The 24,511-nt window shown below is 57.5% G+C and carries 24 protein-coding genes and 1 tRNA gene; 12 read left to right on the top strand and 13 right to left on the bottom strand.

The window, feature by feature from the left end:
* Positions 1–201: 201 nt before the first annotated feature.
* The gene (yaaA, locus tag HMPREF2796_RS04280; RefSeq protein WP_070631407.1) at positions 202–975 is read right to left on the bottom strand and encodes a peroxide stress protein YaaA; all 774 of its coding nucleotides are present in this window, start codon (positions 973–975) and stop codon (positions 202–204) included.
* A gap of 171 nt (positions 976–1,146) precedes the next feature.
* On the opposite strand from yaaA, the gene leuE reads away from it, so the two are divergent.
* From leuE to carB, 6 genes are all read left to right on the top strand, one after another.
* Entirely contained in the window at positions 1,147–1,800 is a 654-nt protein-coding gene (leuE, locus tag HMPREF2796_RS04275) for a leucine efflux protein LeuE (RefSeq protein ID WP_070631264.1), read from the top strand.
* A 128-nt stretch (positions 1,801–1,928) separates the two neighbouring features.
* A complete protein-coding gene (locus tag HMPREF2796_RS04270) occupies positions 1,929–2,270 on the top strand; it encodes a hypothetical protein (RefSeq protein WP_070631263.1) in 342 nt (113 codons plus the stop codon).
* Positions 2,271–2,421: 151 nt separating this feature from the next.
* On the top strand, positions 2,422–2,949 hold the full coding sequence (locus HMPREF2796_RS04265) for an REP-associated tyrosine transposase (protein ID WP_070631260.1): 528 nt from the start codon (positions 2,422–2,424) through the stop codon (positions 2,947–2,949).
* A 47-nt stretch (positions 2,950–2,996) separates the two neighbouring features.
* Positions 2,997–3,209: a hypothetical protein gene (locus HMPREF2796_RS04260; protein WP_210385343.1), complete on the top strand. Its 213-nt coding sequence runs from the start codon at positions 2,997–2,999 to the stop codon at positions 3,207–3,209.
* 581 nt (positions 3,210–3,790) lie between these two features.
* Positions 3,791–4,318, top strand: a complete 528-nt coding sequence (locus tag HMPREF2796_RS04255; RefSeq protein WP_070631258.1) for a hypothetical protein — start codon at positions 3,791–3,793, stop codon at positions 4,316–4,318.
* A gap of 30 nt (positions 4,319–4,348) precedes the next feature.
* On the top strand, positions 4,349–7,558 hold the full coding sequence (gene carB / locus HMPREF2796_RS04250; protein ID WP_070631256.1) for a carbamoyl-phosphate synthase large subunit: 3,210 nt from the start codon (positions 4,349–4,351) through the stop codon (positions 7,556–7,558).
* Positions 7,559–7,562: 4 nt separating this feature from the next.
* On the opposite strand, the gene HMPREF2796_RS04245 is transcribed toward carB, so the two are convergent.
* The 8 genes from HMPREF2796_RS04245 to HMPREF2796_RS04210 form a co-directional block, all read right to left on the bottom strand.
* Positions 7,563–8,087, bottom strand: coding sequence for a tyrosine-type recombinase/integrase (locus HMPREF2796_RS04245; protein WP_070631254.1), 525 nt, complete (start codon positions 8,085–8,087; stop codon positions 7,563–7,565).
* Positions 8,088–8,790: 703 nt separating this feature from the next.
* Positions 8,791–9,477, bottom strand: coding sequence for a tyrosine-type recombinase/integrase (locus HMPREF2796_RS11670; RefSeq protein WP_246826840.1), 687 nt, complete (start codon positions 9,475–9,477; stop codon positions 8,791–8,793).
* Positions 9,478–9,700: 223 nt separating this feature from the next.
* A tRNA-Leu gene (locus tag HMPREF2796_RS04235) sits at positions 9,701–9,785 on the bottom strand.
* 135 nt (positions 9,786–9,920) lie between these two features.
* The gene (gene yhbY, locus HMPREF2796_RS04230; protein WP_003823765.1) at positions 9,921–10,205 is read right to left on the bottom strand and encodes a ribosome assembly RNA-binding protein YhbY; all 285 of its coding nucleotides are present in this window, start codon (positions 10,203–10,205) and stop codon (positions 9,921–9,923) included.
* Positions 10,206–10,295: 90 nt separating this feature from the next.
* On the bottom strand, positions 10,296–10,919 hold the full coding sequence (gene sodA / locus HMPREF2796_RS04225) for a superoxide dismutase [Mn] (RefSeq protein WP_064083637.1): 624 nt from the start codon (positions 10,917–10,919) through the stop codon (positions 10,296–10,298).
* A 305-nt stretch (positions 10,920–11,224) separates the two neighbouring features.
* Entirely contained in the window at positions 11,225–12,016 is a 792-nt protein-coding gene (locus HMPREF2796_RS04220; protein WP_070631252.1) for a cell division protein, read from the bottom strand.
* Positions 12,013–13,743, bottom strand: coding sequence for a biotin--[acetyl-CoA-carboxylase] ligase (locus HMPREF2796_RS04215; RefSeq protein WP_070631250.1), 1,731 nt, complete (start codon positions 13,741–13,743; stop codon positions 12,013–12,015). The genes HMPREF2796_RS04220 and HMPREF2796_RS04215 overlap by 4 nt, the downstream gene beginning before the upstream one ends.
* Entirely contained in the window at positions 13,740–14,243 is a 504-nt protein-coding gene (locus HMPREF2796_RS04210; RefSeq protein WP_064105935.1) for an adenylyltransferase/cytidyltransferase family protein, read from the bottom strand. Before HMPREF2796_RS04210 ends, HMPREF2796_RS04215 begins: the two co-directional genes overlap by 4 nt.
* Positions 14,244–14,408: 165 nt before the next feature.
* Between HMPREF2796_RS04210 and HMPREF2796_RS04205 the strand changes: the two genes are divergently transcribed.
* The 3 genes from HMPREF2796_RS04205 (at position 14,409) to HMPREF2796_RS04195 (ending at position 18,348) form a co-directional block, all read left to right on the top strand.
* Positions 14,409–15,062 (top strand): cell division ATP-binding protein FtsE, encoded by a 654-nt coding sequence (locus HMPREF2796_RS04205; protein WP_003823759.1) that lies wholly within the window; start codon positions 14,409–14,411, stop codon positions 15,060–15,062.
* On the top strand, positions 15,059–15,976 hold the full coding sequence (gene ftsX / locus HMPREF2796_RS04200) for a permease-like cell division protein FtsX (protein WP_070631249.1): 918 nt from the start codon (positions 15,059–15,061) through the stop codon (positions 15,974–15,976). Before HMPREF2796_RS04205 ends, ftsX begins: the two co-directional genes overlap by 4 nt.
* A gap of 344 nt (positions 15,977–16,320) precedes the next feature.
* Positions 16,321–18,348 carry a site-specific recombinase gene (locus HMPREF2796_RS04195; RefSeq protein ID WP_070631246.1) on the top strand — a complete coding sequence of 676 codons (2,028 nt, stop codon included), beginning with the start codon at positions 16,321–16,323 and terminating at the stop codon, positions 18,346–18,348.
* Between the two features lie 211 nt (positions 18,349–18,559).
* Here the strand turns inward: HMPREF2796_RS04195 and HMPREF2796_RS04190 are convergent, their stop codons facing one another.
* Positions 18,560–18,958 (bottom strand): VOC family protein, encoded by a 399-nt coding sequence (locus HMPREF2796_RS04190; protein ID WP_049258160.1) that lies wholly within the window; start codon positions 18,956–18,958, stop codon positions 18,560–18,562.
* Between the two features lie 255 nt (positions 18,959–19,213).
* Between HMPREF2796_RS04190 and HMPREF2796_RS04185 the strand changes: the two genes are divergently transcribed.
* The 3 genes from HMPREF2796_RS04185 to glnE all read left to right on the top strand — a co-directional run bounded on the left by HMPREF2796_RS04185 (position 19,214) and on the right by glnE (position 22,943).
* Complete coding sequence (locus HMPREF2796_RS04185) at positions 19,214–19,618, top strand: hypothetical protein (protein WP_070631244.1); 405 nt, start codon at positions 19,214–19,216, stop codon at positions 19,616–19,618.
* A gap of 64 nt (positions 19,619–19,682) precedes the next feature.
* Complete coding sequence (locus HMPREF2796_RS04180) at positions 19,683–20,132, top strand: EVE domain-containing protein (RefSeq protein ID WP_070631242.1); 450 nt, start codon at positions 19,683–19,685, stop codon at positions 20,130–20,132.
* Positions 20,133–20,258: 126 nt separating this feature from the next.
* Positions 20,259–22,943, top strand: coding sequence for a bifunctional [glutamate--ammonia ligase]-adenylyl-L-tyrosine phosphorylase/[glutamate--ammonia-ligase] adenylyltransferase (glnE, locus tag HMPREF2796_RS04175; RefSeq protein ID WP_070631240.1), 2,685 nt, complete (start codon positions 20,259–20,261; stop codon positions 22,941–22,943).
* A 50-nt stretch (positions 22,944–22,993) separates the two neighbouring features.
* On the opposite strand, the gene HMPREF2796_RS04170 is transcribed toward glnE, so the two are convergent.
* The 3 genes from HMPREF2796_RS04170 to HMPREF2796_RS11500 form a co-directional block, all read right to left on the bottom strand.
* Positions 22,994–23,287: a chaperone modulator CbpM gene (locus HMPREF2796_RS04170; protein ID WP_023887636.1), complete on the bottom strand. Its 294-nt coding sequence runs from the start codon at positions 23,285–23,287 to the stop codon at positions 22,994–22,996.
* A 3-nt stretch (positions 23,288–23,290) separates the two neighbouring features.
* The gene (locus HMPREF2796_RS04165) at positions 23,291–24,256 is read right to left on the bottom strand and encodes a DnaJ C-terminal domain-containing protein (protein ID WP_070631238.1); all 966 of its coding nucleotides are present in this window, start codon (positions 24,254–24,256) and stop codon (positions 23,291–23,293) included.
* A partial coding sequence (locus HMPREF2796_RS11500; protein ID WP_210385342.1) for a hypothetical protein occupies positions 24,253–24,511 on the bottom strand: 259 nt, incomplete at its 5' end. The genes HMPREF2796_RS11500 and HMPREF2796_RS04165, both read right to left, overlap by 4 nt.

Genomic DNA, 24,511 nt, shown 5'->3' with positions numbered 1-24,511 from the left:
GCCTTGCCGTACTATTTGTACTGTCTGCGGCTTGCCGCCTTGTCCTGATTTAAATCTAATCCACTATAAAACAGCAAAGTCGATTAGTGTGGGCTCGACAAAAGGCTACCTGAAAACACCCGCTCAAACGAAGACGCCGCCCTCGGCTGCACTTCCCAAATTTCAGCTAGCCTTCACTTCCCCGCCACGGCCTGCCGCGCATCACTGTCCACCGCGTCGGAACACCCATTCGTTTTCCGAAGAAGCCGCCGCACAGAAGGCGTAGCCCTCGCTGTTGAAATCCAGCAGCTGCTCCGGTTCGGTGAGGGCGCGTTCGGCGGCGTAGCGCAGCATCAGACCGCGGGCGCGTTTGGCGTAGAAACTGATGATTTTGTAGCGGCCGTTTTTCTCGTCTTGAAACACCGGGGTAATCAGGCGGCCGCCGAGTTTGGCCGGCTGCACGGCTTTGAAATATTCCTGCGAAGCCAGGTTTACCAACACATCGGTTTGCGCCTCGGCCATGCGCTCGGCCAGCAATTCGGTAATCAAGCCGCCCCAGAAGGCGTATAAATCCTTACCGCGCGGATTGGCCAGCTTAGTGCCCATTTCCAAGCGGTAGGGCTGGATTAAATCCAGCGGGCGTAACAGGCCGTAGAGCCCGGAAAGCAGGCCGGCATGGCTTTGCAGCCAATCGATTTGCGGCGGGGCGAGGCTCTCGGCATCGAGGCCTTCATACACATCGCCGTTAAACAAATACACCGCCTGCTTGGCGTTTTGCAGGCTAAACGGCGGCTGCCAGGCCGCATTGCGCTCGGCATTGAGGCGGGCGATTTTGTCCGACACGCCCATCAGCGCCGACAAATCCTGCGGCGCCAGCTCGCGCAGTTGCGCCATCAGAATGGCAGACTGCTCAAGCAGCGCGGGCTGGCTGTGTCCCTTAGTGGGCGCGGCGGCGGTTTCGTTTAGATTTTTAGCGGGCGAGAGAATGAAAAACATGGTGTTCTCTTTAATTGAAATGTGCAAATTGGCGGGCAGTTTAGCCGCCTGCGGGGCAACAGGCAAACGGCGGAATAAATCGGCGCGATAGTTTGCAGATAGTTTTCAGGTAGCCTTCACCCCGCCTGCCTCATTAAAATAGCCGCCTCCATAAAAGGCTACCTGAAAACCATGTTCGGCATCATCAACCCCCTCTCCTACCTGATCGGCACCATCATCCTCATCATCATGCCCGGCCCGAACAGCATGTTTTGCCTTTCCGTGGCCGCACAACATGGTGCGCGCAAGGCCTACCGTGCCGTATGCGGCGTGCTGCTGGGCGATTTAGTGCTAATCCTGCTTACCGTACTCGGCGCCGGCACGGTGCTCAAACTCTATCCCGCCCTATTTCACGCCATGAAACTCGCCGGCGGCCTGTATCTGGCCTACATCGGCTTCGGCCTTTTGCGCGGCGCAGTGCGCAAATGGTTTGCCCCGCCGCCCGTTTTGGCAGCCGGTTTGCCGACCACCCCGCCCGCCGGGCACATCTTCAAACGCGCCCTGCTGCTCAGCCTCACCAACCCCAAAGCCATCCTGTTTTTGCTGTCGTTTTTCGTTCAATTCGTCGATCCCGCCTATCCGCACCCCGCCCTCTCCTTCCTGCTGCTGGCACTGGTGATGCAAACCGTCAGCTTCAGCTACCTCACCCTGCTCGTTTTCGCCGGCCACCGCCTCGCCAACCTATTCCGCCGACACCGCCGCGTTACCACCGCCTGCACCGCCGCCACCGGCCTGCTCTTTATCGGCTTCGCCGTGAGCCTGTGGCTGGCCGGAATCGAGTTTTAATTTAGCGTTTCAGCTAGCCTCATTCAGATAGAAATAACTGCTCAGGCTACCTGAAAAGCACAACAGATTGCCGTATAATTGGCGGCATTTGGCCTCGCGCCCCATCACTGCCGAATTAAGGAATCCCCATGCGCAAACTCATCCCCCTCCTCGCCGCCCTCGCCCTTTCCGCCTGCTCCAGCCTCGGCAACCAAGCCTTCAGCGGCGAAAGCGCCACCTTCGGCAGCGACAACATCCTGCGCGACGACGTGCTCAAAGTCGTGCGTACCGCCGAAGCCGCCTCGTTCAACTGCCGCAACATCGAATCCGTACACAGCAAAATCAACAGCGCCCAAAAAGTGCACGGCCGCCTGCAGGTGCGCGAAGTGTGGACCGTCCGCGCCTGCGGCCAAGCCCATCACTACCACATCGGCCTCTTCGAAGACGCACGCGGCGAAACCGACTTCACCGTCGGCCTGATTTCCCGCTAAATAGCAAAGAAAGGCTACCTGAAAATAATGTCTTGCTGAGCAAGGCCGAGTTTCTGCGAAGCTAAAAAGGATTGGCCGATTTTCAGGTAGCCTCGAAGTAGGTTGGGTTGGCAAACCCAACCTTGCCAAACAGACAACTTACTGACAAACCATGCAATACCGCCGAGCTTTTACCAAAGGAGGATATTATTTCTTCACACTTGCACTGCAAGACAGGAAACAGCGATTGCTGGTAGAACATATTGATCAATTACGGGATGCTTTTACACAGGTAAAACAGCAGCATCCATTTAAAATTATTGCCGTATGTATATTACCCGACCACCTGCACCTGCTGGTTAGACTACCTGAAAACGATGCCGATTACCCAACCCGATTACGGTTGATTAAAGCCAAATTTTCCCAAGCCTTGCCCAAAACCGAGGCCATTTCCATTTCGCGCCAGACCAAAGGAGAGCGCGGCATTTGGCAGCGGCGTTATTGGGAACATGAAATCCGCGACGATCAGGATTTGAACACACATATTGATTACATCCATATCAACCCCGTGAAACATGGATACGTTCAACGCGTGGCGGATTGGCCGTATTCATCATTTCACCGATATGTGGCAAAAGGAATTTTGCCGATGGATTGGGCAGGGAATGGTGTGGAAATTGAAGGCGGCTTTGGCGAATAACCGTAGGTTAGGTTGCCAAACCCAACGTTTTTAGATGATTAAGCAGTTTGTGTTGGGTTTTCAACCCAACCTACGCTTGCTGCCGCAACATCGAATCCGTACACAGCAAAATCAACAGCGCCCAAAAAGTGCACGGCCGCCTGCAGGTGCGCGAAGTGTGGACCGTCCGCGCCTGCGGCCAAGCCCATCACTACCACATCGGCCTCTTCGAAGACGAGCGCGGCGAAACCGACTTCACCGTACGCCTAGTTTCCCGCTAAACACTGAAGAAAGGCTACCTGAAAATAATGTATTGCGGCGAAAGGCCGAGTTTCTGCGAAGCTATAGTGAATTAACATAAACCGGTACAGCGTTGGCTCGCCTTGCCGTACTATCTGTACTGTCTGCGGCTCGCCGCCTTGTCCTGATTTAAATTTAATCCACTATAAAAAGGATTGGCCAATTTTCAGGTAGCCTTTTGAAGCAAGGACTATTCAAACATTCTTTTAAATCCGTCAGTAGGGTGTGTGCCGCAAGGCACGCACGCGGTGGGTTGGGGTTGCAGGGAAAATGGAGAACGCGTGCGTACGTACAGCATGCATCCTACATGCGGGCTACGGTTTGCTTCCCCACTGAGGAGGGGCAGGGTTGCTGTAAATTTTGTGGTTACAGACAGTTTAAAAATGTGGTGTGCCTCAGGTGAAGCGGGTTGGTAAACTCAACGTTTTTAGATAATTAATCAGTTTGTGTTGAGTTTTCAACGCCACATACAAAGCAGCAGATAAAACAACCATTGCCGAATTTTAGACAACATCAGGTAGGTTTAATTATTAAATCCAACATTTTCAGAAGGTTTATTGACATGATAAAAAACTTCCTTAAATGCTTTAAAGCTGATTTATGCCTTGGTATTCTCATATTTGTTGTACTTTGTATTATAGCTATCATTAATCCGACAGAAACAGTTGGAGCTTGGATTAATGAACTTATAATGGCAAATTGGATTTCTAAATTAATTGGAGTTTGGTTTCTATTAGCCTTGGTTTCACCTTTGATGAAATCAAGCATGTCAATCAATTTTGTTACCAAATATTTAGGTACTCTTTTGCTTGGTGCAGCTACTGCTGCATTAGCTGCAAACTTCTTCGTTTTCATAATTACAAATATTCGCGTTATGCTTGATACCAATACTAGGCAAATTTTTGGGTTCATCAATTTCTGTATCACTGGTACTAATTTATTGCAAATATTATTTATTACTATATCTATAATGCTTTCAAAGTATAGTCTTACTCAGGAATGGAAAACCAAAAAAAAACTTTTTTTCATCATGTTAGCTATATTTATTTTTCTATTACATTTGTGTTTTTTTGGTTTATGTCAAAAATAACCTTCCTTTTCTTAAAGAAAGACCCATCCCATGCCCAAACGTACCGACCTAAAATCCATCCTTATCATCGGCGCCGGCCCTATCGTTATCGGTCAGGCCTGCGAATTTGACTATTCGGGCGCACAGGCCTGCAAGGCTTTGCGTGAAGAAGGCTATAAAGTCATTCTGGTGAATTCCAATCCCGCCACCATCATGACCGACCCTGAAATGGCGGATGTTACCTACATCGAGCCGATTATGTGGCAGACGGTAGAGAAGATTATCGCCAAGGAGCGGCCCGATGCGATTCTGCCCACGATGGGCGGCCAGACCGCGCTGAACTGTGCGCTGGATTTGGCGCGCAACGGCGTGCTGGCGAAATACAATGTCGAGCTGATCGGCGCAACGGAAGACGCGATCGACAAGGCGGAAGACCGCGGCCGCTTTAAGGAAGCGATGGAGAAAATCGGCCTCTCCTGCCCGAAATCTTTTGTCTGCCACACGATGAACGAAGCCTTGGCGGCGCAGGAACAGGTCGGCTTCCCGACGCTGATTCGTCCGTCTTTCACGATGGGCGGTTCGGGCGGCGGCATTGCCTACAATAAAGACGAGTTTTTGGCGATTTGCGAACGCGGTTTCGATGCTTCGCCCACGCATGAGCTGCTGATTGAGCAATCCGTGCTCGGCTGGAAAGAGTACGAGATGGAAGTGGTGCGCGATAAGGCGGACAACTGCATCATCATCTGCTCGATTGAAAACTTCGATCCGATGGGCGTGCATACGGGTGACTCGATTACGGTTGCGCCGGCGCAAACGCTGACGGACAAGGAATACCAAATCATGCGCAACGCAAGCTTGGCGGTATTGCGCGAAATCGGCGTGGACACGGGCGGCTCGAACGTTCAGTTTGCGGTGAACCCTGAAAACGGCGAGATGATTGTGATTGAGATGAACCCGCGCGTGAGCCGTTCGTCCGCGCTGGCTTCCAAGGCGACGGGTTTCCCGATTGCGAAAGTGGCGGCGAAACTGGCGGTCGGCTTTACGCTGGACGAGTTGCGCAACGACATCACCGGCGGCCGTACGCCTGCGTCGTTCGAGCCTTCCATCGACTATGTGGTGACCAAAATCCCGCGTTTCGCGTTTGAAAAATTCCCCGCCGCAGACGACCGCCTGACCACGCAGATGAAATCTGTGGGCGAAGTGATGGCGATGGGCCGCACGATTCAGGAAAGCTTCCAAAAAGCCCTGCGCGGCTTGGAAACAGGCTTGTGCGGCTTCAATCCGCGCAGCGAAGACAAAGCCGAAATCCGCCGCGAACTGGCGAACCCCGGCCCCGAACGTATGCTGTTTGTAGCAGACGCATTCCGCGCAGGCTTCACGCTGGAAGAAATCCACGAAATCTGCGCCATCGACCCTTGGTTCTTGGCACAAATCGAAGACTTGGTGAAAGAAGAGCAGCAGGTAAGTGCAGGCTGCCTGCAAGATTTGGATTTTGCCGCCTTACGTCGTCTGAAACGCAAAGGCTTCTCCGACAAACGTATCGCGCAGCTTTTAGGGCTACCTGAAAAAGCAGTGCGCGAACACCGCTACGCGCTGAACCTGCATCCCGTCTATAAACGCGTCGATACCTGCGCCGCCGAGTTCGCCACCGAAACCGCCTATCTCTATTCCACTTACGAAGAAGAATGCGAAGCGCGTCCTTCCGACCGTAAAAAAGTGATGATTCTCGGCGGCGGCCCGAACCGCATCGGTCAGGGCATCGAGTTTGACTACTGCTGCGTTCACGCCGCGCTCGCCCTGCGCGAATCCGGCTTTGAAACCATCATGGTGAACTGCAACCCCGAAACCGTGTCCACCGACTTCGACACCAGCGACCGCCTGTATTTCGAGCCGCTGACGCTGGAAGACGTATTGGAAATCGTCCGCACCGAAAACCCGTGGGGCGTGATTGTGCATTACGGCGGTCAAACCCCGCTGAAACTCGCCAACGCGCTGGTTGAAAACGGCGTGAACATTATCGGCACATCCGCCGACAGCATCGACGCCGCCGAAGACCGCGAACGCTTCCAAAAAGTGTTGAACGACTTAGGCTTGCGCCAACCGCCCAACCGCATCGCCCACAACGAAGAAGAAGCGCTCGTCAAAGCCGAAGAAATCGGCTATCCGCTGGTCGTGCGCCCGTCTTACGTCCTCGGCGGCCGCGCCATGCAGGTCGTCCATTCCGCCGAAGAGCTGCAAAAATACATGCGCGAAGCCGTGCAGGTATCCGAAGACAGCCCCGTGTTGCTCGACTTCTTCCTGAACAACGCGATTGAAGTCGATGTGGACTGCGTTTCAGACGGCAACGACGTCGTTATCGGCGGCATCATGCAGCACGTCGAACAGGCAGGCATCCACTCCGGCGACTCCGGCTGCTCGCTGCCCCCCTACTCGCTCAGCGAAGAAATCCAAGACGAAATCCGCCGCCAAACCAAAGCCATGGCCTACGCGCTGGGCGTGGTCGGCCTGATGAACGTACAGTTTGCCGTGCAAGACGGCGTGGTGTTCGTATTGGAAGTGAACCCGCGCGCCAGCCGTACCGTGCCCTTCGTCTCCAAAGCCACCGGCGTGCCGCTCGCCAAAGTCGGCGCGCGCTGCATGGCAGGCATTTCCCTGCAAGAGCAAGGCGTGGAAAAAGAAGTCGTCCCCGATTTCTATGCCGTTAAAGAAGCCGTGTTCCCCTTCATCAAATTCCCCGGCGTAGACACCATCCTCGGCCCCGAAATGCGCTCCACCGGCGAAGTGATGGGCGTGGGCGAAACCTTCGGCGAAGCCTACCTCAAAGCCCAGCTCGGCGCAGGCGAACGCATGCCCGCCACCGGCAAAATCTTCCTTTCCGTGCGCGAAGAAGACAAGCCGCTTATCGTGAAAACCGCGCAAAACTTCCAAGCACTCGGCTACGGCGTTTGCGCCACACGCGGCACGGCAGGCTACCTGAAAGAGCACGGCGTGGTGGTGCAGGCGGTCAACAAAGTGCCCGAAGGCCGCCCGCACATTGTGGACGCGATTAAAAACGGCGAAATCGCGCTGGTGGTGAACACCGTGGCCAGCAGCCCGCAGTCCGTGGCCGACAGCCACAGCATCCGCCGCAGCGCCCTCACCCAGCGCGTGCCGCAATACACCACCGTGGCCGGCGGCGAAGCCATGAGCGAAGGGATGAAAAGCTTCAACCTCCTCGGCGTGTATAGCGTGCAGGATTTACACGCCCGTTTGAAAGGCTAAGAGGCTACCTGAAAATGGTAAAAAGGCTATCCGGAGCATTGCCGGATAGCCTTTTTTTCAATTTTTTAGCACGAGAACATGGATGAAACCCAGCCGGACGTGTTCGGGATGATGAGCATATGGCGGGATTGTTAAGAGCCTCTGGAAGTAACATGTTATCTAAATTGTCTTGGGATTCCCCAATCAGCGGGAAAACGTCGGTTTCAAAGTAGCGCATGATACGCCCCGCATGGTTCGGCTTCCAACGGCTCAAGTTGTCGGCGTGCCAGCGGCGGGCAACGGCGGCAAAGGTATTCAGCAAGGCCTCCTGCCTTTCCTGCTTGGCCTGTTGTTTGGCGGCTGCGGGGTCTTGCCCCTGTGCCAGCAAGCGGCGGGCATTCTCGGCGGCGTGGCGGGCTTCGGAGAGGAAAACAGTGGGATAAGTGCCGATAGATAGGGTTTTCTGTTTGCCGTTAAACCTGAAATTCAGATGCCAGTATCTCCCGCCGTTTGGTTTGCATACCAAGGCCAAGCCGCCGCCATCAGACAATTTCCGATAGTGGCGGTAGGTTTTAAATTCCTTATTTGGCGGTCGTTTAGCGGCATTTGTTGGTAAAATTTTAGGGGATTGTTGGTACTACCAACAATTTTACCAACACAATCAGGTCTATTCAATCACACGGCATTACACGGTATTGCATAGCTTCGGCTGCGGCATCTCCAGGCTGATAGATAAATAATACCGTTTATAAATAATATGTTGGTCTATCGTATTAGATGGTATTGCACGGTATTAAACAAGAAAAAAGCAGCCTTTTCAGGGCTGCTTTTTTGTGAAGGTGGTGCGACGGAGAGACAAAAACTAGTAAATTATGTTTTTGATTTACAAATATATTATTTTCATCAATTAGCAATATACCCCCAAATATACCCCCATTTTGCACAAGTCAAAATCTTTTCCCTGTCGCGAGCGTGAGGCCGCTCGAAATTCCGAAGGTGCAAATTCTGCATGTGCAAATTTTGCATATTGGGGGATTGTATGGGGTTGTGTTTTGCAAAAGCGGCTCGGCAGGGATAGGCCTCTATTGCCGCCCCCTGAAATTCCCCACCTTGGATTTCCCATAAACTTGCAAGAAAACCGCCATTATTGCCTGCGGAATATCTTTAAACGTTCAGCATGGCGCCTAGAATGCTCTAGGATTGCGTTTGTACTGTCTGGTGATGGGGTAGTAGCCTGAATGGTGTAAATCGCATTAAAACGCAAAATAGCGGCATTCCATACGCTTACCTAGTTTTTGGTATGGGCTGACTTGCCTTCTTGCTTCCGGTGGGTAGGGGTGTTTGGCAATGTATTTGCGCAATGCACGGGCGGGGTTGCGGTCGGTTACTTCCAGCATGGCCGCATAATCGAAAACCGCGCCTATCCATTCCCTTACTTTTTCGGCGGTGTTGCTCACTCCCCGCGCTGTGATGCGGTCTAAAACTTGTTTGATTTGCCCTACCGTGATGCTGTCTATCGGTATTTCTCCAATCAGCGGGAAAACGTCGGTCTCGAAATAGCACATGATGCGCTCTGCATGGTTCGGCTTCCAGCGGTGCAGATTGTCGGCATGCCAGCGGCAGGTAGTGGCGGCAAAGGTATTCAGTAAAGAGGCCTGCCTTTCTCGCTTAGCCTGTTGCTTGGCGGCGGCGGGGTCTTGCCCGTCTGACAGCAGACGGCGGGCATTTTCGGCAGCCTGCCGTGCTTCGGAAAGCGAAACGGCAGGATACTTGCCGATAGTCAGCGTTTTTTCCTTGCCGTCTATACGGTATTTCAGGCGGAAGATTTTGCCGCCTGCCGGTGTAACTTCCAGATACAGGCCACCACCGTCAAACAGCTTGGCTTTCTTTCCTGTGCCGGTAGGTTTCGCGTTCTTGATTTGGCGGTCGTTCAGGGGCATTCTGGGGGTATATTTTTGAGGGTATTTTCTGGATACCCCCAATCATACCCCCATAAAAGGGGCAATTCAATTAGACGGCATTAGACGGGATTAGCTTAGCAAGGAAAGAGAAAGGATAGCTTGAATCAGCCTGAAAGCCTTACCTGTATTGGATTTAGCTAATTGCATTAGATGGCATTAGACGTAAAAAAACAGCCCGAAAATTTGGGCTGTTTTATATATGTGGTGCGGACGGAGAGACTCGAACTCTCACACCTCTCGGCGCCAGAACCTAAATCTGGTGCGTCTACCAATTTCGCCACGTCCGCAGGAAAGGCGGCATTATACTGCAATATGCCAGTTTGGCAAGATGCTGTTTGAAATCGGATTATATTGCGGAATAACAAACCAACCGACACCGATACAGCTTTGGCCTGCCCTGCATGAAAAAATGCGCAGCCGCCCTACTCTTTTTCTTCGGGCTTCGGCCGCCACAACACCAGCTGTTTGCCAATGTGCTGCACCAGTTCGGCGCCGGTGGCGGCACAGAGGGCTTCGGCGATGGCGATGCGCTCCTGCCTGTCGTCGCCAGCCACTTGCACTTTGATCAGTTCGCGGGCGGTGAGGCGGGTGTCGGTTTCTTTGATCACAGCCTCGGTGAGCCCTTGTTTGCCGATGAGCACGGTGGGGCGCAGTTGATGGGCTTGTTGTTTGAAGCGGCGGATATCTTCGTTGCTGAGTGTTGCCATTTTATTGATTAGTATTTGCTAAGTGATTGGAAAAGGCTACCTGAAAATGCCGAACGGGCTTTCAGGTAGCCTGTTTCATAAGGCAGGCGCTTAGGCGGCCACGCTTTCAAAACGGCGGGCGGCTTCGTCCCAGTTTACTACTTGCCAGAAGGCTTTGATGTAGTCGGGGCGGCGGTTTTGGAATTTCAGGTAGTAGGCGTGTTCCCACACGTCCAAGCCGATAATCGGATAGCCGGATGCGCCGGATACGGCCTGACCCATCAGCGGGGAGTCTTGGTTGGCGGTAGAAACGACTTTGAGCTTGCCGTCTTCATACACCAGCCAGGCCCAACCTGAACCGAAACGGGTAGCAGCGGCTTTTTCAAACTCGGCCTGGAAGGCTTCCACGCTGCCGAAATCGCGCTCGATGGCGGCTTTGAGCTTGCCTTGCAGGGTGGTGCCGGTTTTCAGGATTTGCCAAAACAGGCTGTGGTTGGCGTGGCCGCCGGCGTTGTTGCGCAGCGGGGTGCGCACGTTTTCAGGCAACTCGGCCAGGCGGGCAATTAGCTCTTCGGCCGACAGTTTCTCCCACTCGGGCAGGTTGGCCAACACGGCATTGGCGTTGTTTACATAGGCCTGATGGTGCTTGCTGTGATGGATTTCCATGGTTTGCGTATCGAAATGCGGCTCCAGCGCGTCATAGGCGTAGGGCAGTGCGGGCAATTGGTATGCCATAATCAGTTTCCTTTTTCAGATGTGTTTTGCATGGCTGGAGCATTGATTCCTTCCTATTGTGTTGGTTTGCCTTGCTGCACAACTTGTACTGCCTGCGGCTCGCCATCTGAGGAGAAGAAATAATTGCTTCAGCTATAAAAGCGGCAATGATAAGTGCTATCCATTGGCAATTCAAGGTTTTTTTATCGTTTCCTCATCAGGGCAATACAGCCACGACTTGCCTCATCACTATTGATAACAACGATACATAGAGAAAAGGCTACCTGAAAATTTCAGGTAGCCTTTTGCTTATTCGCTCAAACCGTTTATTTCCGACAAGGTGCACGGCGCAGGTGGGAGTAGCGGCTGATAACGCTGCTGATGCCGGCTGCGGCATTATCGTCTACGTTCATAAACGTTATCTGCATTTTGGATTCGCCCAGTTCGGCAGATTGTTCGCTGCCGCTTGAGCCGGTGCGGATGATTTGCGGATTGAGGCCGGCTTGGCGGGCTCTGGCGGCGGTTTGCTCGGCCTGCTGTTCGCTGCTAAACGAGCCGAGGCTCATGCGGCCGCCGGCTACGCTGGCGTTGCGAAAACCCTGCGAACGCACTTTGGCGGTAAATTCCTGCACGTCGCCTTCAATGGTTACGCTCACTTGGTAGCGTTCGCTGCCACGCTGTGGGCGGCCGGAATCGCGGCGGCGCTCCACCACGCGGGTGGCGGCGTGCGGCCAGCGGGCGAGCAGGCCTTTGATGCGGTGGTAGTCGTCTTCCGGCAACACGGCCACGGCGGTGCAGGCGGTGTTGGGGGCGCGGATGCCGCTTTCAGGGGTGGGTTTAGGCTGGGCTTCGCCGGTAGGTTTGGCCGGAGCACTGGGGCGGCCTGGGGCGGCAGGCGCAGTGCGGGGGCGGTTGGCATCCACCGGCGGCACGGGCGTAGCCGGTTGCTGCGGGACGGCGGGCTGGGCGGGGGCGGTTTGCACCACCACGGTGGTGGGCTGCGGCTGTTGTTGCTGCACAACGGGCACGGGTTGCTGTTGTTGCGCCATGCGCGTTACCAGCATCCCGCCGAAAACGATGATGTTTAATGCCACCAAAACAGCAAACAGCCACTTCATGTTTGTGCAGCCCAGTTGAGTAATCCGTGAAGCACGAGATTATCCACAATTTGAATGGGGTTGTCCAAAGCAAATTGTTCAGGTAGCCCTTGTTTTACCTTGGCGGCACCGCCACCGGTAATGATCACGGCCACGGTTTGGCCGAGGTGTTTCTGCTGCAGGCGGGTGTGCATCAGCAAAACCGCGCCGCAAATGGCATCGAGCATGCCGCCGGCCATGGCGTTGGCGGTAGTGGTGCCGAAGGGGTAGGCGCGGCCGGCGGGGCGGTTGAGATTGGCGGTGTGCTGCGCCATTGCCTCTTTCATCAGGTTGAAGCCAGGCATGATGCTGCCGCCCAAGTAATGATTGTCGGCGGTGAGGGCGTCGATGGTTACGGCGGTGCCGCAGCTCACCACCACGCAGGCGTGTTCGGTGAAAAGGCGGCTGCCGAGGATATTGAACCAGCGGTCGGCACCATGCTCGCTCACGCGACGGTAGTGGTTGCGGATGCCCAAAGCCTGCGGCATGGAGCCGAGCCATTCCGGCTCGCGGCCAAGTTGTTCGGCCACGGCTTGCTGTTTGGCTTCGCCGCACACTGCCGAGCCAATGATGCGCACGTGTTCGCCGCCGTGCTCCTGCCAACTGTGGGCAAGTGACTCGAGATTCCAATAGGCAGCTTTGTCTGCCGCCGTGATGCGGCCGTTTTCCACCCATGCCCATTTGAGTTTGCTGTTGCCGGCATCGAGCAGCAGCATTTTGTCTTGTTTGCCATCGGGCGGGGCGGTATTTTGGCTGTGCAGCGGGCGCAGGCTGATTTCGCCGCTCACTACATGATGTTCCGTGCCTTCGGCATCGCGAATACGCAGCGTACCGCCCTCATCCACGCCCAAGGCTGTGCCTTGCAGCAGGGTTTGTCCGTCGCGCAGCAGGCGCACGGGCTGGTTTTGGTCGCGGTGGCAGGCGTGGTAGCCCGCGAGGAAAGGGGAGAGGCCTTCGTGGTCGAACTGCTCGAAAGTATCCGCCAGCTCGGGCAGCAGGCGTTCGGTGAGGCGGCTCACAACGATGTGGGGCGCACTGCCTTGCACGGCTTCGGCATCGGCCACGGCTTTGGGCTGCACAAAATTGATGCCGATGCCGATCACAACCGCGGTTTGGCCGTTACAACGTACGGTTTCGGTAAGGATGCCGCCGAGCTTTTCGCCACCGATGACCAAATCGTTCGGCCATTTAATCTGTGCGGGCACACCCAAATCGCGCAGCACGCGGCAGCAAGCCAGCGCAGCAGCGAGCGTGAGGCCGCCCAACTCGGCCGGTGGGCGGGAAAAACACCAGCCTGCGCTGAACATCAGGCATTCGCCGATGCGACTCTGCCAGCTGCGCCCCTGGCGGCCGCGGCCTTGGGTTTGATCGTGCACAAACACGATGCGGTGGTGAATCGGGCTGCCGGCTTTGGCTTGGGCGATGAGGTAGCTGTTGCTGGAAGGGTGCTCGTGCAACAATTCGGCCTGCCAGCCGGCGGCTGCAGCCTGTTGTTGCAAAACGGCGTTATCTAAAATCGCCAGCGGGCGCACCAGCCGCCAGCGGCCGTCTTGCTGGCGCAGCAAGCCGCGGATGTGCGGCGGCACTTGCTGCCAGAGCGCGTTGAGCTGCGGCGGCTTGCGGCCGATGCGGCGCGCCAGTTCGGTAACGTGGTGCGGCCGGCCGTCTGCCAAGGCGGCCAGCAGCTGCCAGTGTACGGCCTGCATCATGAGCCTTGCTCCGCGGTACGGATTTTGGCCAGGGTTTGGGTGGTGGAGGTTTGGTGCAGGAAGGGGATGGAATACACTTTGCCGCCGCGCGCCAGGGTTTCGGCGGCGCCGACGATGTTTTCAGGTAGCCAGTCGCCGCCTTTCACCAATATATCGGGGCGCACCAATTCGATGAGTTCGGCAGGAGTGTCGCTATCGAACCAAGTCACCAAATCCACGCTCGCCAGCGAGGCGGCCACGGCGGCGCGGTTGGCCAGCGGGTTGATGGGGCGGTCACTGCCTTTGCCCAAGCGGCGCACGGAAGCGTCGGTATTGAGCGCGAGCACCATCGCCGCGCCAAGCGCGCGGGCTTGGGCGAGGTAGGTAACGTGGCCGCGGTGCAGGATGTCGAAGCAACCGTTGGTGAACACCAATGGGCGCGGCAGCTCGGCCAATTTCCCGGCCAGCGCCTCGGGCGGGCAGATTTTGCGTTCGAAATCGGGGGTGGGCCAGGCAGTCATGGCAGCTCTTCCAAGATAATAAAGCGCGGATGATACCATTTCTGCGCCGCTGCTTGGTGTTGGGCGGGCGGGAATTGCCGTATAATCTGCAGTCTGTTTTCAGGTAGCCTCAAACGGCGTTTTCCAAAAGGCTACCTGAAACCCATTCACTCCCAAGCTCACATCATGATCCGTTTCGAACAAGTTTCCAAAACCTATCCCGGTGGCTTCCACGCCCTGCAAAACGTCAGCTTCAAAATCAGCAAGGGCGAGATGATTTTCGTGGCCGGGCATTCCGGCGCGGGCAAATCCACCGTGCTCAAGCTGATTGCCGGCATCACCAAGCCCACCTCCGGCAAAGTGTGGATGAACAACCAAGACCTCGGCACGCTCAACGACAGCCGCCTGGGCTATCTGCGCCAGCATATCGGCCTAGTGTTTCAAGACCACAAAATCCTGTTCGACCGCAACGTGCTGCAAAACGTATTGCTGCCGCTGCGCATCATCGGCTACGACCGCGCAACCGCCGAAAAACGCGCCCGCATCGCCATTGAAAAAGTGGGCTTGGGCGGGCGCGAAACGGCCGATCCGATTACCCTGTCCGGCGGTGAGCAGCAGCGCCTGTGCATTGCCCGCGCCGTGGTGCACCAGCCCGGCCTCCTGATTGCCGACGAACCCTCCGCCAACCTCGACCGCGCCTACGCGCTCGATATTATGGAGCTCTTCAAAACCTTCCACGAAGCCGGCACCACCGTCATCGTGGCCGCCCACGACGAAACCCTGATGGCCGACTACGGCCACCGCATTTTGCGTTTGCAGGAAGGCAGGTTTGCCGCATGAAACACTATCTCTCGCTGCATTTGGAAGCCGCCGGCCAGGCCTTTGCCCGCCTCGTGCGCCAGCCCTTGGGCACATTGCTGGTGCTGCTGATGCTGGCCTCCGCCATGACCTTGCCGCTGATGCTCTATTTGGGCGTGCAAAGCAGCACCGAAGTGCTCGGCCGGCTCAACCAAGCCCCGCAGATGACGATCTACCTCACGCCCGAAGCCGCCGAGGCCGACATCGCCGCCATCCGCGCCAAGCTGGCGGAAGACAGCCGCATCGAAAAAGCCGAATACGTGAGCAAACAGCAGGGCATGGCCGAGCTGCAGCAGGCGTTTCAGGGGCAGGATTTGGTGTCGATGCTCGATGCCAACCCGCTGCCCGATGCCTTCGTGATCACGCCCAAAGACGGCGCTACCCCCGAAGAGCAAACCGCCCTGCGGGCCGATTTGGCCGCGCTGCCCAAGGCCGAGAGCGTGCAGATGGATGCCGAATGGATGCAAACCCTGTTCCAAATCAACGAATTCGTGCATCAAGTGTTCCACTTTTTGGTGATCACGCTGGGCGCGGCGCTGGTGTTGGTGGCGTATAACACCAGCCGCCTGCAAATCCTCAGCCGGCGCGAAGAAATCGAAATCACCAAGCTGTTGGGCGCACCCGCTTCCTTCATCCGCCGCCCCTTCCTCTATCAGGCCTTGTGGCAGGGCGTGCTGTCTTCCGCCTTGAGCCTGGTACTGTGCAGCTGGCTGATGCGCAGCACCCGCCCGCTGGTAGACCGCATTTTCAGCCCCTACGGCCTGAACTTAGACTGGCGTTTCTTCCACGGCTGGGAAATGGCCGTGATTATTGCCGTGGTGTGCGGCCTGGGCATGGCCGGCGCCTGGCTGGCCGGCAGCCGGCATTTGCAAGAATTCAAAGCCAAAAGCCATTAACCGCAAAGGCTACCTGAAAGCCCTAAAACCATTTTTAAGGTAGCCTGATGCCATACCGATAAAGGCTACTTGAAAAACCAAAGGCTCCGGCAACCCGCAGCGCCTTTGGCATAAAGTTTCAGGTAGCCTTTAATCACGCCATGAGGCTACCTGAAAACCGAAAACCCTTTGCCAATCAATCTCTAGCCAACTCTCTCCTTCCCATTTCCCAGCCCGCATTTTTGCCCTCAAACGGCAATCTGTTACAATCGCTCCCCCTTTTTCGTGAGGCTACCTGAAAAGGTGGCCGCAGTTTTTTCGCACATCCGCTGCCGGCTCTGGCCGGAGCAACAAAAAGGAAGCCCATGTTCACACGCAAACCCCAACACACGCTACCTGAAACCATCAGCCGCGCCGCCGCCGAAGGCAACGCGCTGGGTGTGTTGCAGGCAGTGGTGACTTGGCTGCGGCAAGGCGGCGCGGCAGGCGCGCCGGTACGGTTCGGCATTTTGTGCCGCCACCTGCGGCAAGAAGGCGGCGAAGGCAAAACCATCGCCACCCTGCTGTGCCGCTGGCTCTCCAGTGTGCGCGTGTATCCCACCCTGATCACCATCGGCATCTTCTCCCGCTCCGGCTTCGGCCACGAATTCCGCCACCGCCTCTACGAGCGACTCAACCCCGCCTATAAAGACTGCAACAACCTGCGCGACGTGCTCTCGCTGCTGTTTTGCGGCGGCAACGACGGCGAATGGCTCGCCGCCATCCCGCTTTCCGCCTGGCTGCGCCTCCTGAGCACCATCCAGCGGCAAACTGAGCCCGCCGTGCGCGAAATGTGCGGCCGCCACCTGCGCGACGAAAGCCTGTATGCCGTGGAAATGCTTTCCATATGGGTGGCCGCCGAAGACCTCGATCACGACCTGATCCGCCTCGAGCCCAGGCTGCTCGATGTGGATTCGCCCTTCGTCAGCCTGATGCGCGAAGTGTCCGACTGGCTCGATTTCCAGCGCAGCCGCCAACCCGGCTCCCGCACCACCTACGATGCCAGCCATTTAGACGTGATGCTGGCGCAATGCCGCACCCTCATCGAACGCCTGCAACGCAAAGGCACCGGTGCCGGCGCCGGCTCTTCCATGGCCGTGGCACACCTATTGCAACGCCTCCAGCAAACCCTCACCCGCATGGAACGGCTCATGGCGCTGTTTGCCGCGCGCAACCGCACCCAAAGCCTGCTGCGCACCCTGCTCCTGGCCAACGAAATCGCCGTGGCCGTGGTGGCGCAGCGGCGCATCATGCCCTTGTGGCGCAGCAACGTGAAAATGCTCGCCCGCAGCATCAGCCAAAACTCCAGCCGCCACGGCGAACACTACATCACCCGCAACCGCAGCGAATACTGGGGCATGCTGCGCTCCGCAGCCGGCGGCGGCGTGCTCATCGCCCTGATGGCGCTGATCAAAATCCACATCGGCAGCCTGCCCGGCGGCCACCTCTACCACGCTGTGCTCGCCAGCCTCAACTACGGCATCGGCTTCGTGCTCATCCACATGCTGCACTTCACCGTGGCCACCAAACAGCCCGCCATGACCGCCGCCCGCTTCGCCCAAGCCGTGGAACGCAGCAGCAGCGGCCGCGCCGTAAACCAGAAGCTCGCCCAGCTGTTGATTGACGTAATCCGCTCGCAGGGCGTGGCCGTGTTTGGCAACGTTATCGTGTCTGTACTACTGGCCGTTTTCATCAGCCAAGCCTTTGCCCACCATTTCGGCAGCCCCCTGCTGGATACGGCCACTACTGCCTACCAGCTCAAATCCCTCGCCGTATTCAGCACCCCCGCGCTCTTATTTGCCGCCATCGCCGGCGTGTGGCTGTTTTGCTCCGGCATCATCGCCGGCTTCTTCGACAACCGCGCCGACTACCTCAACCTCAAACTGCGCCTGCGCGAACACCCCCTGCTCAAACGCATCCTGCCCGCCGCCTGGCGGCAGCGTTTGGCCGATTACATCCACCACCACTACGGCGCCATCATGGGCAACTTCTGTTTCGGCTGGCTCCTCGGCATGACCGGCTACCTCGGCCACCTCACCGGCCTGCCGCTCGACATCCGCCACGTTGCCTTCTCCTCCGCCAACCTGGGCTACGCCGCCGTGAGCGGCGACATCGGCTTCTTCTCTTTCGCCGCCCATTTATTGATGGTGCTGCTCATTGGCGCGGTAAACCTGCTGGTGAGCTTCTCCATCACCCTGTGGGTGGCCCTGCGCTCGCGCGACGCCGTACTGGACAACCCGCTGCAAATCATCGGCAGCACCGTCGCGCTGGTGAAACAAAAACCCAAAAGCCTGTTCTTCCCGCCCAGCGACACGCCCGAAGCCGAGAAAAAACCCGCCGCGCCGGGCAAATAGCGGCATAGCGGGCAGGAAAAGGCTACCTGAAAAAGATTTGGACGAAGCAGCAGCTCGGACTCTTGAACCCGACATTTCAGGCATGACGGCAACAGCTTGCAATAATGGCGGCGTTGCAGGTTTTGTCGGATACCGGTATTCAACCTATGCTTCCTGCCGAGCGCAAAAAAGGCTACCTGAAAATTTCAGGTAGCCTTTCTCTCCACCGAATCTATTCGTTCCAAGCCATTGCTTCGATTTTGTGCCCGTCCAAATCGCGCACGAAGCAGCCATAGTAGGCGTCGCCGTAGTGCGGGCGTTTGCCGGGCGCGCCGTCGGGCTTCGCGCCGTGGGCGAGGGCGGCGGCGTAGAAGGCGTCCACTTGTGCGTTGTTTTCTGCCAAAAAGGCGATGTGCACGCCGTTGGCGGTTTGCGCGGGCTGCCCGTCGTGCGGTGCCTGAATCCAGAGTTCAGGGAAGGCGCGACCATAGGCGATGGCACGATGTTCGCTCAAATCCAGCACGCGGCGGATGCCCAACGGGGCGAGCACGGCATCATAAAAGGCGATGGCCTGCTCAAATTGATTCGTGCCGAGGGAAACATGCGATAGGGCGCTTTGCAGTTGGGTCATGGTAAACTCCTTTTGTGATGGGGAAACTATTCAATAATTTTAATTGATTGGGAAGGGTGGATTCAAGAATCCGGCCTGTACCCAAGTAAAGGCTACCTGAAAAAGCGCAGCCGCAGCTCGGACTCTTGAACCCGGCATTTCAGGCATGACGGCAACAGCTTGCAATCATGGCGGCGTTGCAGGTTTTGCCGGATACCGGTATCCGGGCTACGCTTACTGCCGCATCATTTTCAGGTAGCCCGTACGAGGAAAGAAATGATTGAAGAAACCAAATCGGGCAACCGCCCCTCCTCCTCCAAACCGCCGTATGCGTGGCGGGTGCTGATTATTTACAGCCTGTTCGGCTCGCCCTTGGGCGCGGTGTTGTTGCTGATCGGCCTGTCCGACCCCAATTCGCAGTATACTTTCCGGCTGATTCCTATTGCCATTCTGTTCAGCTACCCGGTAGGCGGTATTCCCGCCTTCCTCACCGGCCTCTTGGCTATACTGCTGCGCCTGAGGCGTAACCTGCCCGGCATTGCCGCCATGACGGCGGCGGGAGCGTTGCTGTCGGGCATTTGGTGGCTGGTAATGGATATGTTCAGCGGATTCGACTTTACTGCCTGCGGCGCAGCGGCGGCTTTCGTGTTGTCGGTATTCCTGCCCAAACCGGCAAAATAAATTTTCAGGTAGCCTTCTACCAACAGCCTAAAGGCTACCTGAAACCCATCTGAAAAGGACGCCCATGAAATACTGGATCGGCACGGTTTCCAAAGAGCACGTCCTACGCGGTGTGGCAGGCGGCTTCTGCCAAGTGTGCCACGGCAAGGCCGCGCCGCTCAACCGCATGCAACGCGGCGATTGGCTGCTCTACTACAGCCCGAAAATCCGCTTGGACGGCCACGACAAACTGCAATCCTTCACCGCTCTCGGGCAGATTACCGACGACCAGGCCTACCCGTTTCAGATGAGCGCAAGCTTTATCCCCTTCCGCCGCAACGTAGCCTATGCCGAAACCCGGCGCGAATGCCCGATTGCCGTTATCCGCACGCATCCGGAATGGAAAAAATATGCCGCCCGGCTGCGCTACGGCCATTTTGAAATCAGCGAAGACTTCTTCAACTTCGTGCGCGCCTATATGCTGGCGCAGCCCGAAACATCCGAAACCAACGCCCGGCAGGAAAGCCTGTTTTAGCTGGCAGCCATGCCGAATCTGCCCCTCCATTCTTAATCTACTCAATCTCAGGCTACCTGAAAGCTTCAGGTAGCCTATAATCTGCCCGTTTGAACTGTTCCACCCTCCGCACACAAGGAATCCCCCATGCCTGCCGATATGATTGCCCATGCCCGCCGTTTTTCCCTTTGGCTGTCGCGCCAGCTGGATAGCGGGCAACTCGATGTTGCACGTTTGCAGCCTATGCTCGCGCAGCCTTTGCAGCCGCAGGACTTGGCCGCCTTCGCGCCGTGGGCAGACATCGCGGCAGCGGCGGATGAAGCCGAGCTGGCGCGGCAGTTGCGGCTGTTGCGCCGTTATGTGCTCGCGCAGATTATGGTGCGCGATTTGTGCGGCGCGGCCGAGCTTTCGGAGGTAACGGCTTCCATCACGCATCTGGCCGATTTTGCGGTGAACACCGCGCTCGCTTTTGCCGAGGCGCACTACACCGCGCTCTACGGCACGCCCATCGGCCGCTATAGCGGTGCGGCGCAGCATTTGAGCGTGGTGGCCATGGGCAAGGCAGGCGGGTTTGAATTAAACGTGTCGTCTGATTTGGATTTGATTTTCGTCTATCCCGAATCGGGCGAAACCGACGGGCGGCGCAGCCGCAGCAATCAGGAGTTTTTCACCAAGGTGGGGCAAAAGCTGATTGCGCTGTTGAACGACATCACCGCCGACGGCCAAGTGTTCCGCATCGATATGCGCCTGCGCCCCGACGGTGACAGCGGCGCGCTGGTGTTGAGCGAAACCGCACTGGAGCAATATTTGGTGGCGCAAGGGCGCGAGTGGGAGCGTTATGCCTGGTGCAAAGGCCGCGTGGTCACGCCGCACGCCAACGGCATCCGCAGCGTGGTGCAGCCTTTCGTGTTCCGCAAATATCTGGACTACGGCGCCTACGAAGCCCTGCGCGGGCTACACCGCCAAATCCGCAGCGAAGTGAGCAAAAAAGGCATGGCCGGCAACATCAAGCTCGGTGCGGGCGGCATCCGCGAAGTGGAATTTATCGCGCAGGTGTTCCAGATGATTCGCGGCGGGCAAAACCGCAGCCTCCAGCTCAAAGGCACGCAGGAAACGCTGGCCGCGCTGGCCGAAGCCGGCATTCTCGCGCCCGAAGCTGCCGCCCGGCTGCTCGAAGCCTATCGCTTCCTGCGCCGCCTCGAACACCGCCTGCAATACTGGGACGACCAGCAAACCCAAACGCTACCTGAAAACCCCGAACAGCAGCAGCTGTTGGCCGAAAGCATGGGCTTTGCCGATTACGAAGAATTTTCAGGTAGCCTCAACGCACAACGCGCCCAGGTAAGCGCCCAGTTCAACCAAACCTTAAGCAGCCCCGAAGAGAACGACAGCGAAGCCGAACAGCCGTTGGCCGGGCTGTGGCAAGACGACGCCGCAGCTGCCGAATGGGCGGCGCAGCTGGCCGATTTGGGCTTTGCCAACGCGCCCGAAGCCGCCGAGCGGCTGGCGCATATCCGCAGCAGCAGCCGCTACCGGCATTTGTCGGCCCGCGCCCAGCAGCGTTTTGACGCCGTGCTGCCGCGCGTGGTGGCCGCCGCCGCCGAAAGCAGCCGCCCCGAAGCCGCCCTGCCGCGCCTGCTCGACTTTCTCGACAGCATCAGCCGCCGCTCCGCCTACCTCTCCTTTTTGCAGGAATACCCCGCCGCACTCGCCCAAGTGGCCGAACTCATGGCGCAAAGCCCCTGGCTGGCCGAATATTTGCAGCAACACCCCGTGCTGCTGGACGAATTATTGTCCGCCCAGCTGATGGAACACCCCAACTGGCCGCAATTTATCGGCGCGCTTTCAGGTAGCCTCCAAGCCGCCGGCGACCCCGAAGCCAAAATGGACGTGCTGCGCCGTTTCAAACACGCCCAAACCTTCCGCCTGGCCGTGCAGGATTTGGCCGGCCTCTGGCCGCTCGAAGCCCTGAGCGACCAGCTCTCCTACTTGGCCGACATCCTGCTCGAACACACCATGTGGCAAGTGTGGCAGGCCATGCCCAAAACCCACCGCCCCATCCCCCGCTTCGCCATCATCGGTTACGGCAAGCTCGGCGGCAAAGAGCTGGCCTACGGCTCCGATTTGGATTTGGTGTATCTATACGACGACAGCGCGCCCGAAGCTGCCGACATCTACAGCAAATACGCCCGCCGCCTCACCACCTGGCTCTCCGGCAACACCGGCGCCGGCAGCCTCTACCAAACCGACCTGCGCCTGCGCCCCAACGGCGACAGCGGCTTCCAAGCCCACAGCCTCGAAGCCTTCGCCAAATACCAGCACGAAAACGCCTGGATTTGGGAACACCAAGCCCTCAGCCGCGCCCGTTTCGTGGCCGGCAGCCCCGAAGTGGGGCGCAAATTTGAAGCCGTCCGCCGCCAAATCCTCAGCCTGCCGCGCGAAGAAAACCCGCTGCGGCAGGAAGTCGCCCAAATGCGCAGCAAAATGCTGCCCACCCACCCCGCCCGCGAAGACAACGTGAAATACGCCCGCGGCGGCGTGGTGGACGTGGAATTCATCGTGCAATTCTTCGTGCTGCTCCATACCCGGCAGTATCCCGAACTATTGGAAAACTACGGCAACATCGCCCTGCTCGATATGGCCGCCCGCCGCGGCCTACTCAGCCAAGATGCCGCCGCGCGCACCGCCGCCGCCTACCGCCACTACCGCCAAGTGCAACACCGCCAACAGCTGCACGGCGCCGGCGCAGTACAAGTAGACGACACCCTGCGCGAACACTACGAACAAGTGGCCGCACTATGGCGCGAAGTGTTCGGCGAAGAGATTCGCTAAAACGAAAAAGGCTACCTGAAAGTTTCAGGTAGCCTTTTTACTTAGCGACATTACAGCGGCAAAGCTCGGTTTGAATCCTCCAAACGGCCTTTGCGCAGGGTTTCCAATTCATCCAGCAGCTGCAGGATCAACGCGGTGGCGGGCACGCTGGCCTCGAAGTCGCGGCTGATGCGGCGGGCGCGGCGGATGCGGGCGAGCTGCCAGCCGCTGAAACCGGCCTCGCGCGGGCTGCCCTGCACAGAAATGATTTCTTCCTCGATTACATTAACCACCCAATCGGCATCGCCGTCGCAGGCACGCACGATTTCGTTGAAAGTGAGCTGAATATCTTGTTCGCGGTTCATGGTTTATCCTTTCACGCCGTAATGCTCGGCCAGCTGCCGCCAGGCTGCGCGGTCGGCTTCGCTCATGGTTTCCGGCAGGGTGATGTTGATGATGAGGTAGAGGTCGCCGGCTTCTTTGGCGGGAATGCCTTTGCCTTTGAGGCGCAGGTTTTGGCCGCTGCGGCTGTTGGCGGGAATGTTGATATTGAGTTTGCCGGCGGGCGTGTCGATGGCGGTTTTGCCGCCGAGCGCGGCTATCCAGGGCATCACATCGATGCGCTGGTACACGTCTTTGCGGTTTTTCACATACAGCGTGTCGCTTTCGCGGAAGCGGATTTTTAAATAGAGGTCGCCGTTTGCGCCGCCGTTGAAGCCGGGCAGGCCTTGACCGCGCAGGCGGATTTGCTGGCCTTCGCTGATGCCTTTGGGGATTTTCACCTGCAGGGTTTTGCGCTCGTAGGCCATTTGGCCGCCCGCGCCGAGGGTGGGCATATCGAGGCTGAGCGAGCGTTCGCCGCCGGTGTAGGCCACAGCGAGGTCGATCGTCAGTTCGGCATGCTGGTCTTCGCCGGGGATGGGGCCGGTTTGGCGCTGGCGGCCTGCACCGGCGTGGCCGAAGGCGGAGAAGATGTCGTCGAAGCGGAAGTCGCCGCTGCCGAAGGGCTGGCCTTCACCGAAGCGGCTGCTGTCGAAGTGGTAGTATTGCCCGAAGTCTTGGCCGGGGTCGAAACCACCCGCGCCGCCGTGGGCACTGCCGGCGCGGCCGAAGGGGTTGGCCAGCATTTCATCGTATTCGGCGCGTTTGGCCTCGTCTTTCAGGGTGTTGTAGGCGAGGTTGATTTCGCTGGTTTTTTGGTCGGCATCGGGGTCTTTGCTGATGTCGGGATGGTATTGGCGCACCAGCTTGCGATAGGCCTTTTTGATGTCGGCCAGGCTGGCATCTTTGGCCACGCCGAGGATGTCGTAGTAGGTTTTCTGGTTGGCACTCATATATTGGATATTCCGTGGAATGGATAAAAATTAGGAGGCACCTCTTGCGATGAACGCGAGGCTGGGCTTGCTGAGAGCCGTAGGGCAGAGGTGTTGCGGCTGCAAATACAAAGAACAGGTGGGGCTGGACATGGGGAAATCAATACGCGGTTTGCAGCAAGCAAATCCTGCATTCGCTCGATAAAGGTATACTTAATCAGGCCGTTTTGTTTGAGCGGTTGGGAAAGGCTACCTGAAACTTTCAGGTAGCCTTTT

This window comes from Eikenella sp. HMSC071B05 (assembly GCF_001811325.1).
In the GTDB taxonomy this organism is placed as follows: domain Bacteria; phylum Pseudomonadota; class Gammaproteobacteria; order Burkholderiales; family Neisseriaceae; genus Eikenella; species Eikenella corrodens.
The sequence above is the reverse complement of the archived record's forward strand: the minus strand, read 5'-3'. Positions and strand labels throughout refer to the sequence as shown.

Coding starts and splice junctions, on each gene's coding strand:
- yaaA (WP_070631407.1), bottom strand. CDS start 975: ATGTTTTTCATTCTCTCGCCCGCTAAAAATCTAAACGAAACCGCCGCC.
- leuE (WP_070631264.1), top strand. CDS start 1,147: ATGTTCGGCATCATCAACCCCCTCTCCTACCTGATCGGCACCATCATC.
- HMPREF2796_RS04270 (WP_070631263.1), top strand. CDS start 1,929: ATGCGCAAACTCATCCCCCTCCTCGCCGCCCTCGCCCTTTCCGCCTGC.
- HMPREF2796_RS04265 (WP_070631260.1), top strand. CDS start 2,422: ATGCAATACCGCCGAGCTTTTACCAAAGGAGGATATTATTTCTTCACA.
- HMPREF2796_RS04255 (WP_070631258.1), top strand. CDS start 3,791: ATGATAAAAAACTTCCTTAAATGCTTTAAAGCTGATTTATGCCTTGGT.
- carB (WP_070631256.1), top strand. CDS start 4,349: ATGCCCAAACGTACCGACCTAAAATCCATCCTTATCATCGGCGCCGGC.
- HMPREF2796_RS11670 (WP_246826840.1), bottom strand. CDS start 9,477: ATGCCCCTGAACGACCGCCAAATCAAGAACGCGAAACCTACCGGCACA.
- yhbY (WP_003823765.1), bottom strand. CDS start 10,205: ATGGCAACACTCAGCAACGAAGATATCCGCCGCTTCAAACAACAAGCC.
- sodA (WP_064083637.1), bottom strand. CDS start 10,919: ATGGCATACCAATTGCCCGCACTGCCCTACGCCTATGACGCGCTGGAG.
- HMPREF2796_RS04220 (WP_070631252.1), bottom strand. CDS start 12,016: ATGAAGTGGCTGTTTGCTGTTTTGGTGGCATTAAACATCATCGTTTTC.
- HMPREF2796_RS04215 (WP_070631250.1), bottom strand. CDS start 13,743: ATGATGCAGGCCGTACACTGGCAGCTGCTGGCCGCCTTGGCAGACGGC.
- HMPREF2796_RS04210 (WP_064105935.1), bottom strand. CDS start 14,243: ATGACTGCCTGGCCCACCCCCGATTTCGAACGCAAAATCTGCCCGCCC.
- HMPREF2796_RS04205 (WP_003823759.1), top strand. CDS start 14,409: ATGATCCGTTTCGAACAAGTTTCCAAAACCTATCCCGGTGGCTTCCAC.
- ftsX (WP_070631249.1), top strand. CDS start 15,059: ATGAAACACTATCTCTCGCTGCATTTGGAAGCCGCCGGCCAGGCCTTT.
- HMPREF2796_RS04195 (WP_070631246.1), top strand. CDS start 16,321: ATGTTCACACGCAAACCCCAACACACGCTACCTGAAACCATCAGCCGC.
- HMPREF2796_RS04190 (WP_049258160.1), bottom strand. CDS start 18,958: ATGACCCAACTGCAAAGCGCCCTATCGCATGTTTCCCTCGGCACGAAT.
- HMPREF2796_RS04185 (WP_070631244.1), top strand. CDS start 19,214: ATGATTGAAGAAACCAAATCGGGCAACCGCCCCTCCTCCTCCAAACCG.
- HMPREF2796_RS04180 (WP_070631242.1), top strand. CDS start 19,683: ATGAAATACTGGATCGGCACGGTTTCCAAAGAGCACGTCCTACGCGGT.
- glnE (WP_070631240.1), top strand. CDS start 20,259: ATGCCTGCCGATATGATTGCCCATGCCCGCCGTTTTTCCCTTTGGCTG.
- HMPREF2796_RS04170 (WP_023887636.1), bottom strand. CDS start 23,287: ATGAACCGCGAACAAGATATTCAGCTCACTTTCAACGAAATCGTGCGT.
- HMPREF2796_RS04165 (WP_070631238.1), bottom strand. CDS start 24,256: ATGAGTGCCAACCAGAAAACCTACTACGACATCCTCGGCGTGGCCAAA.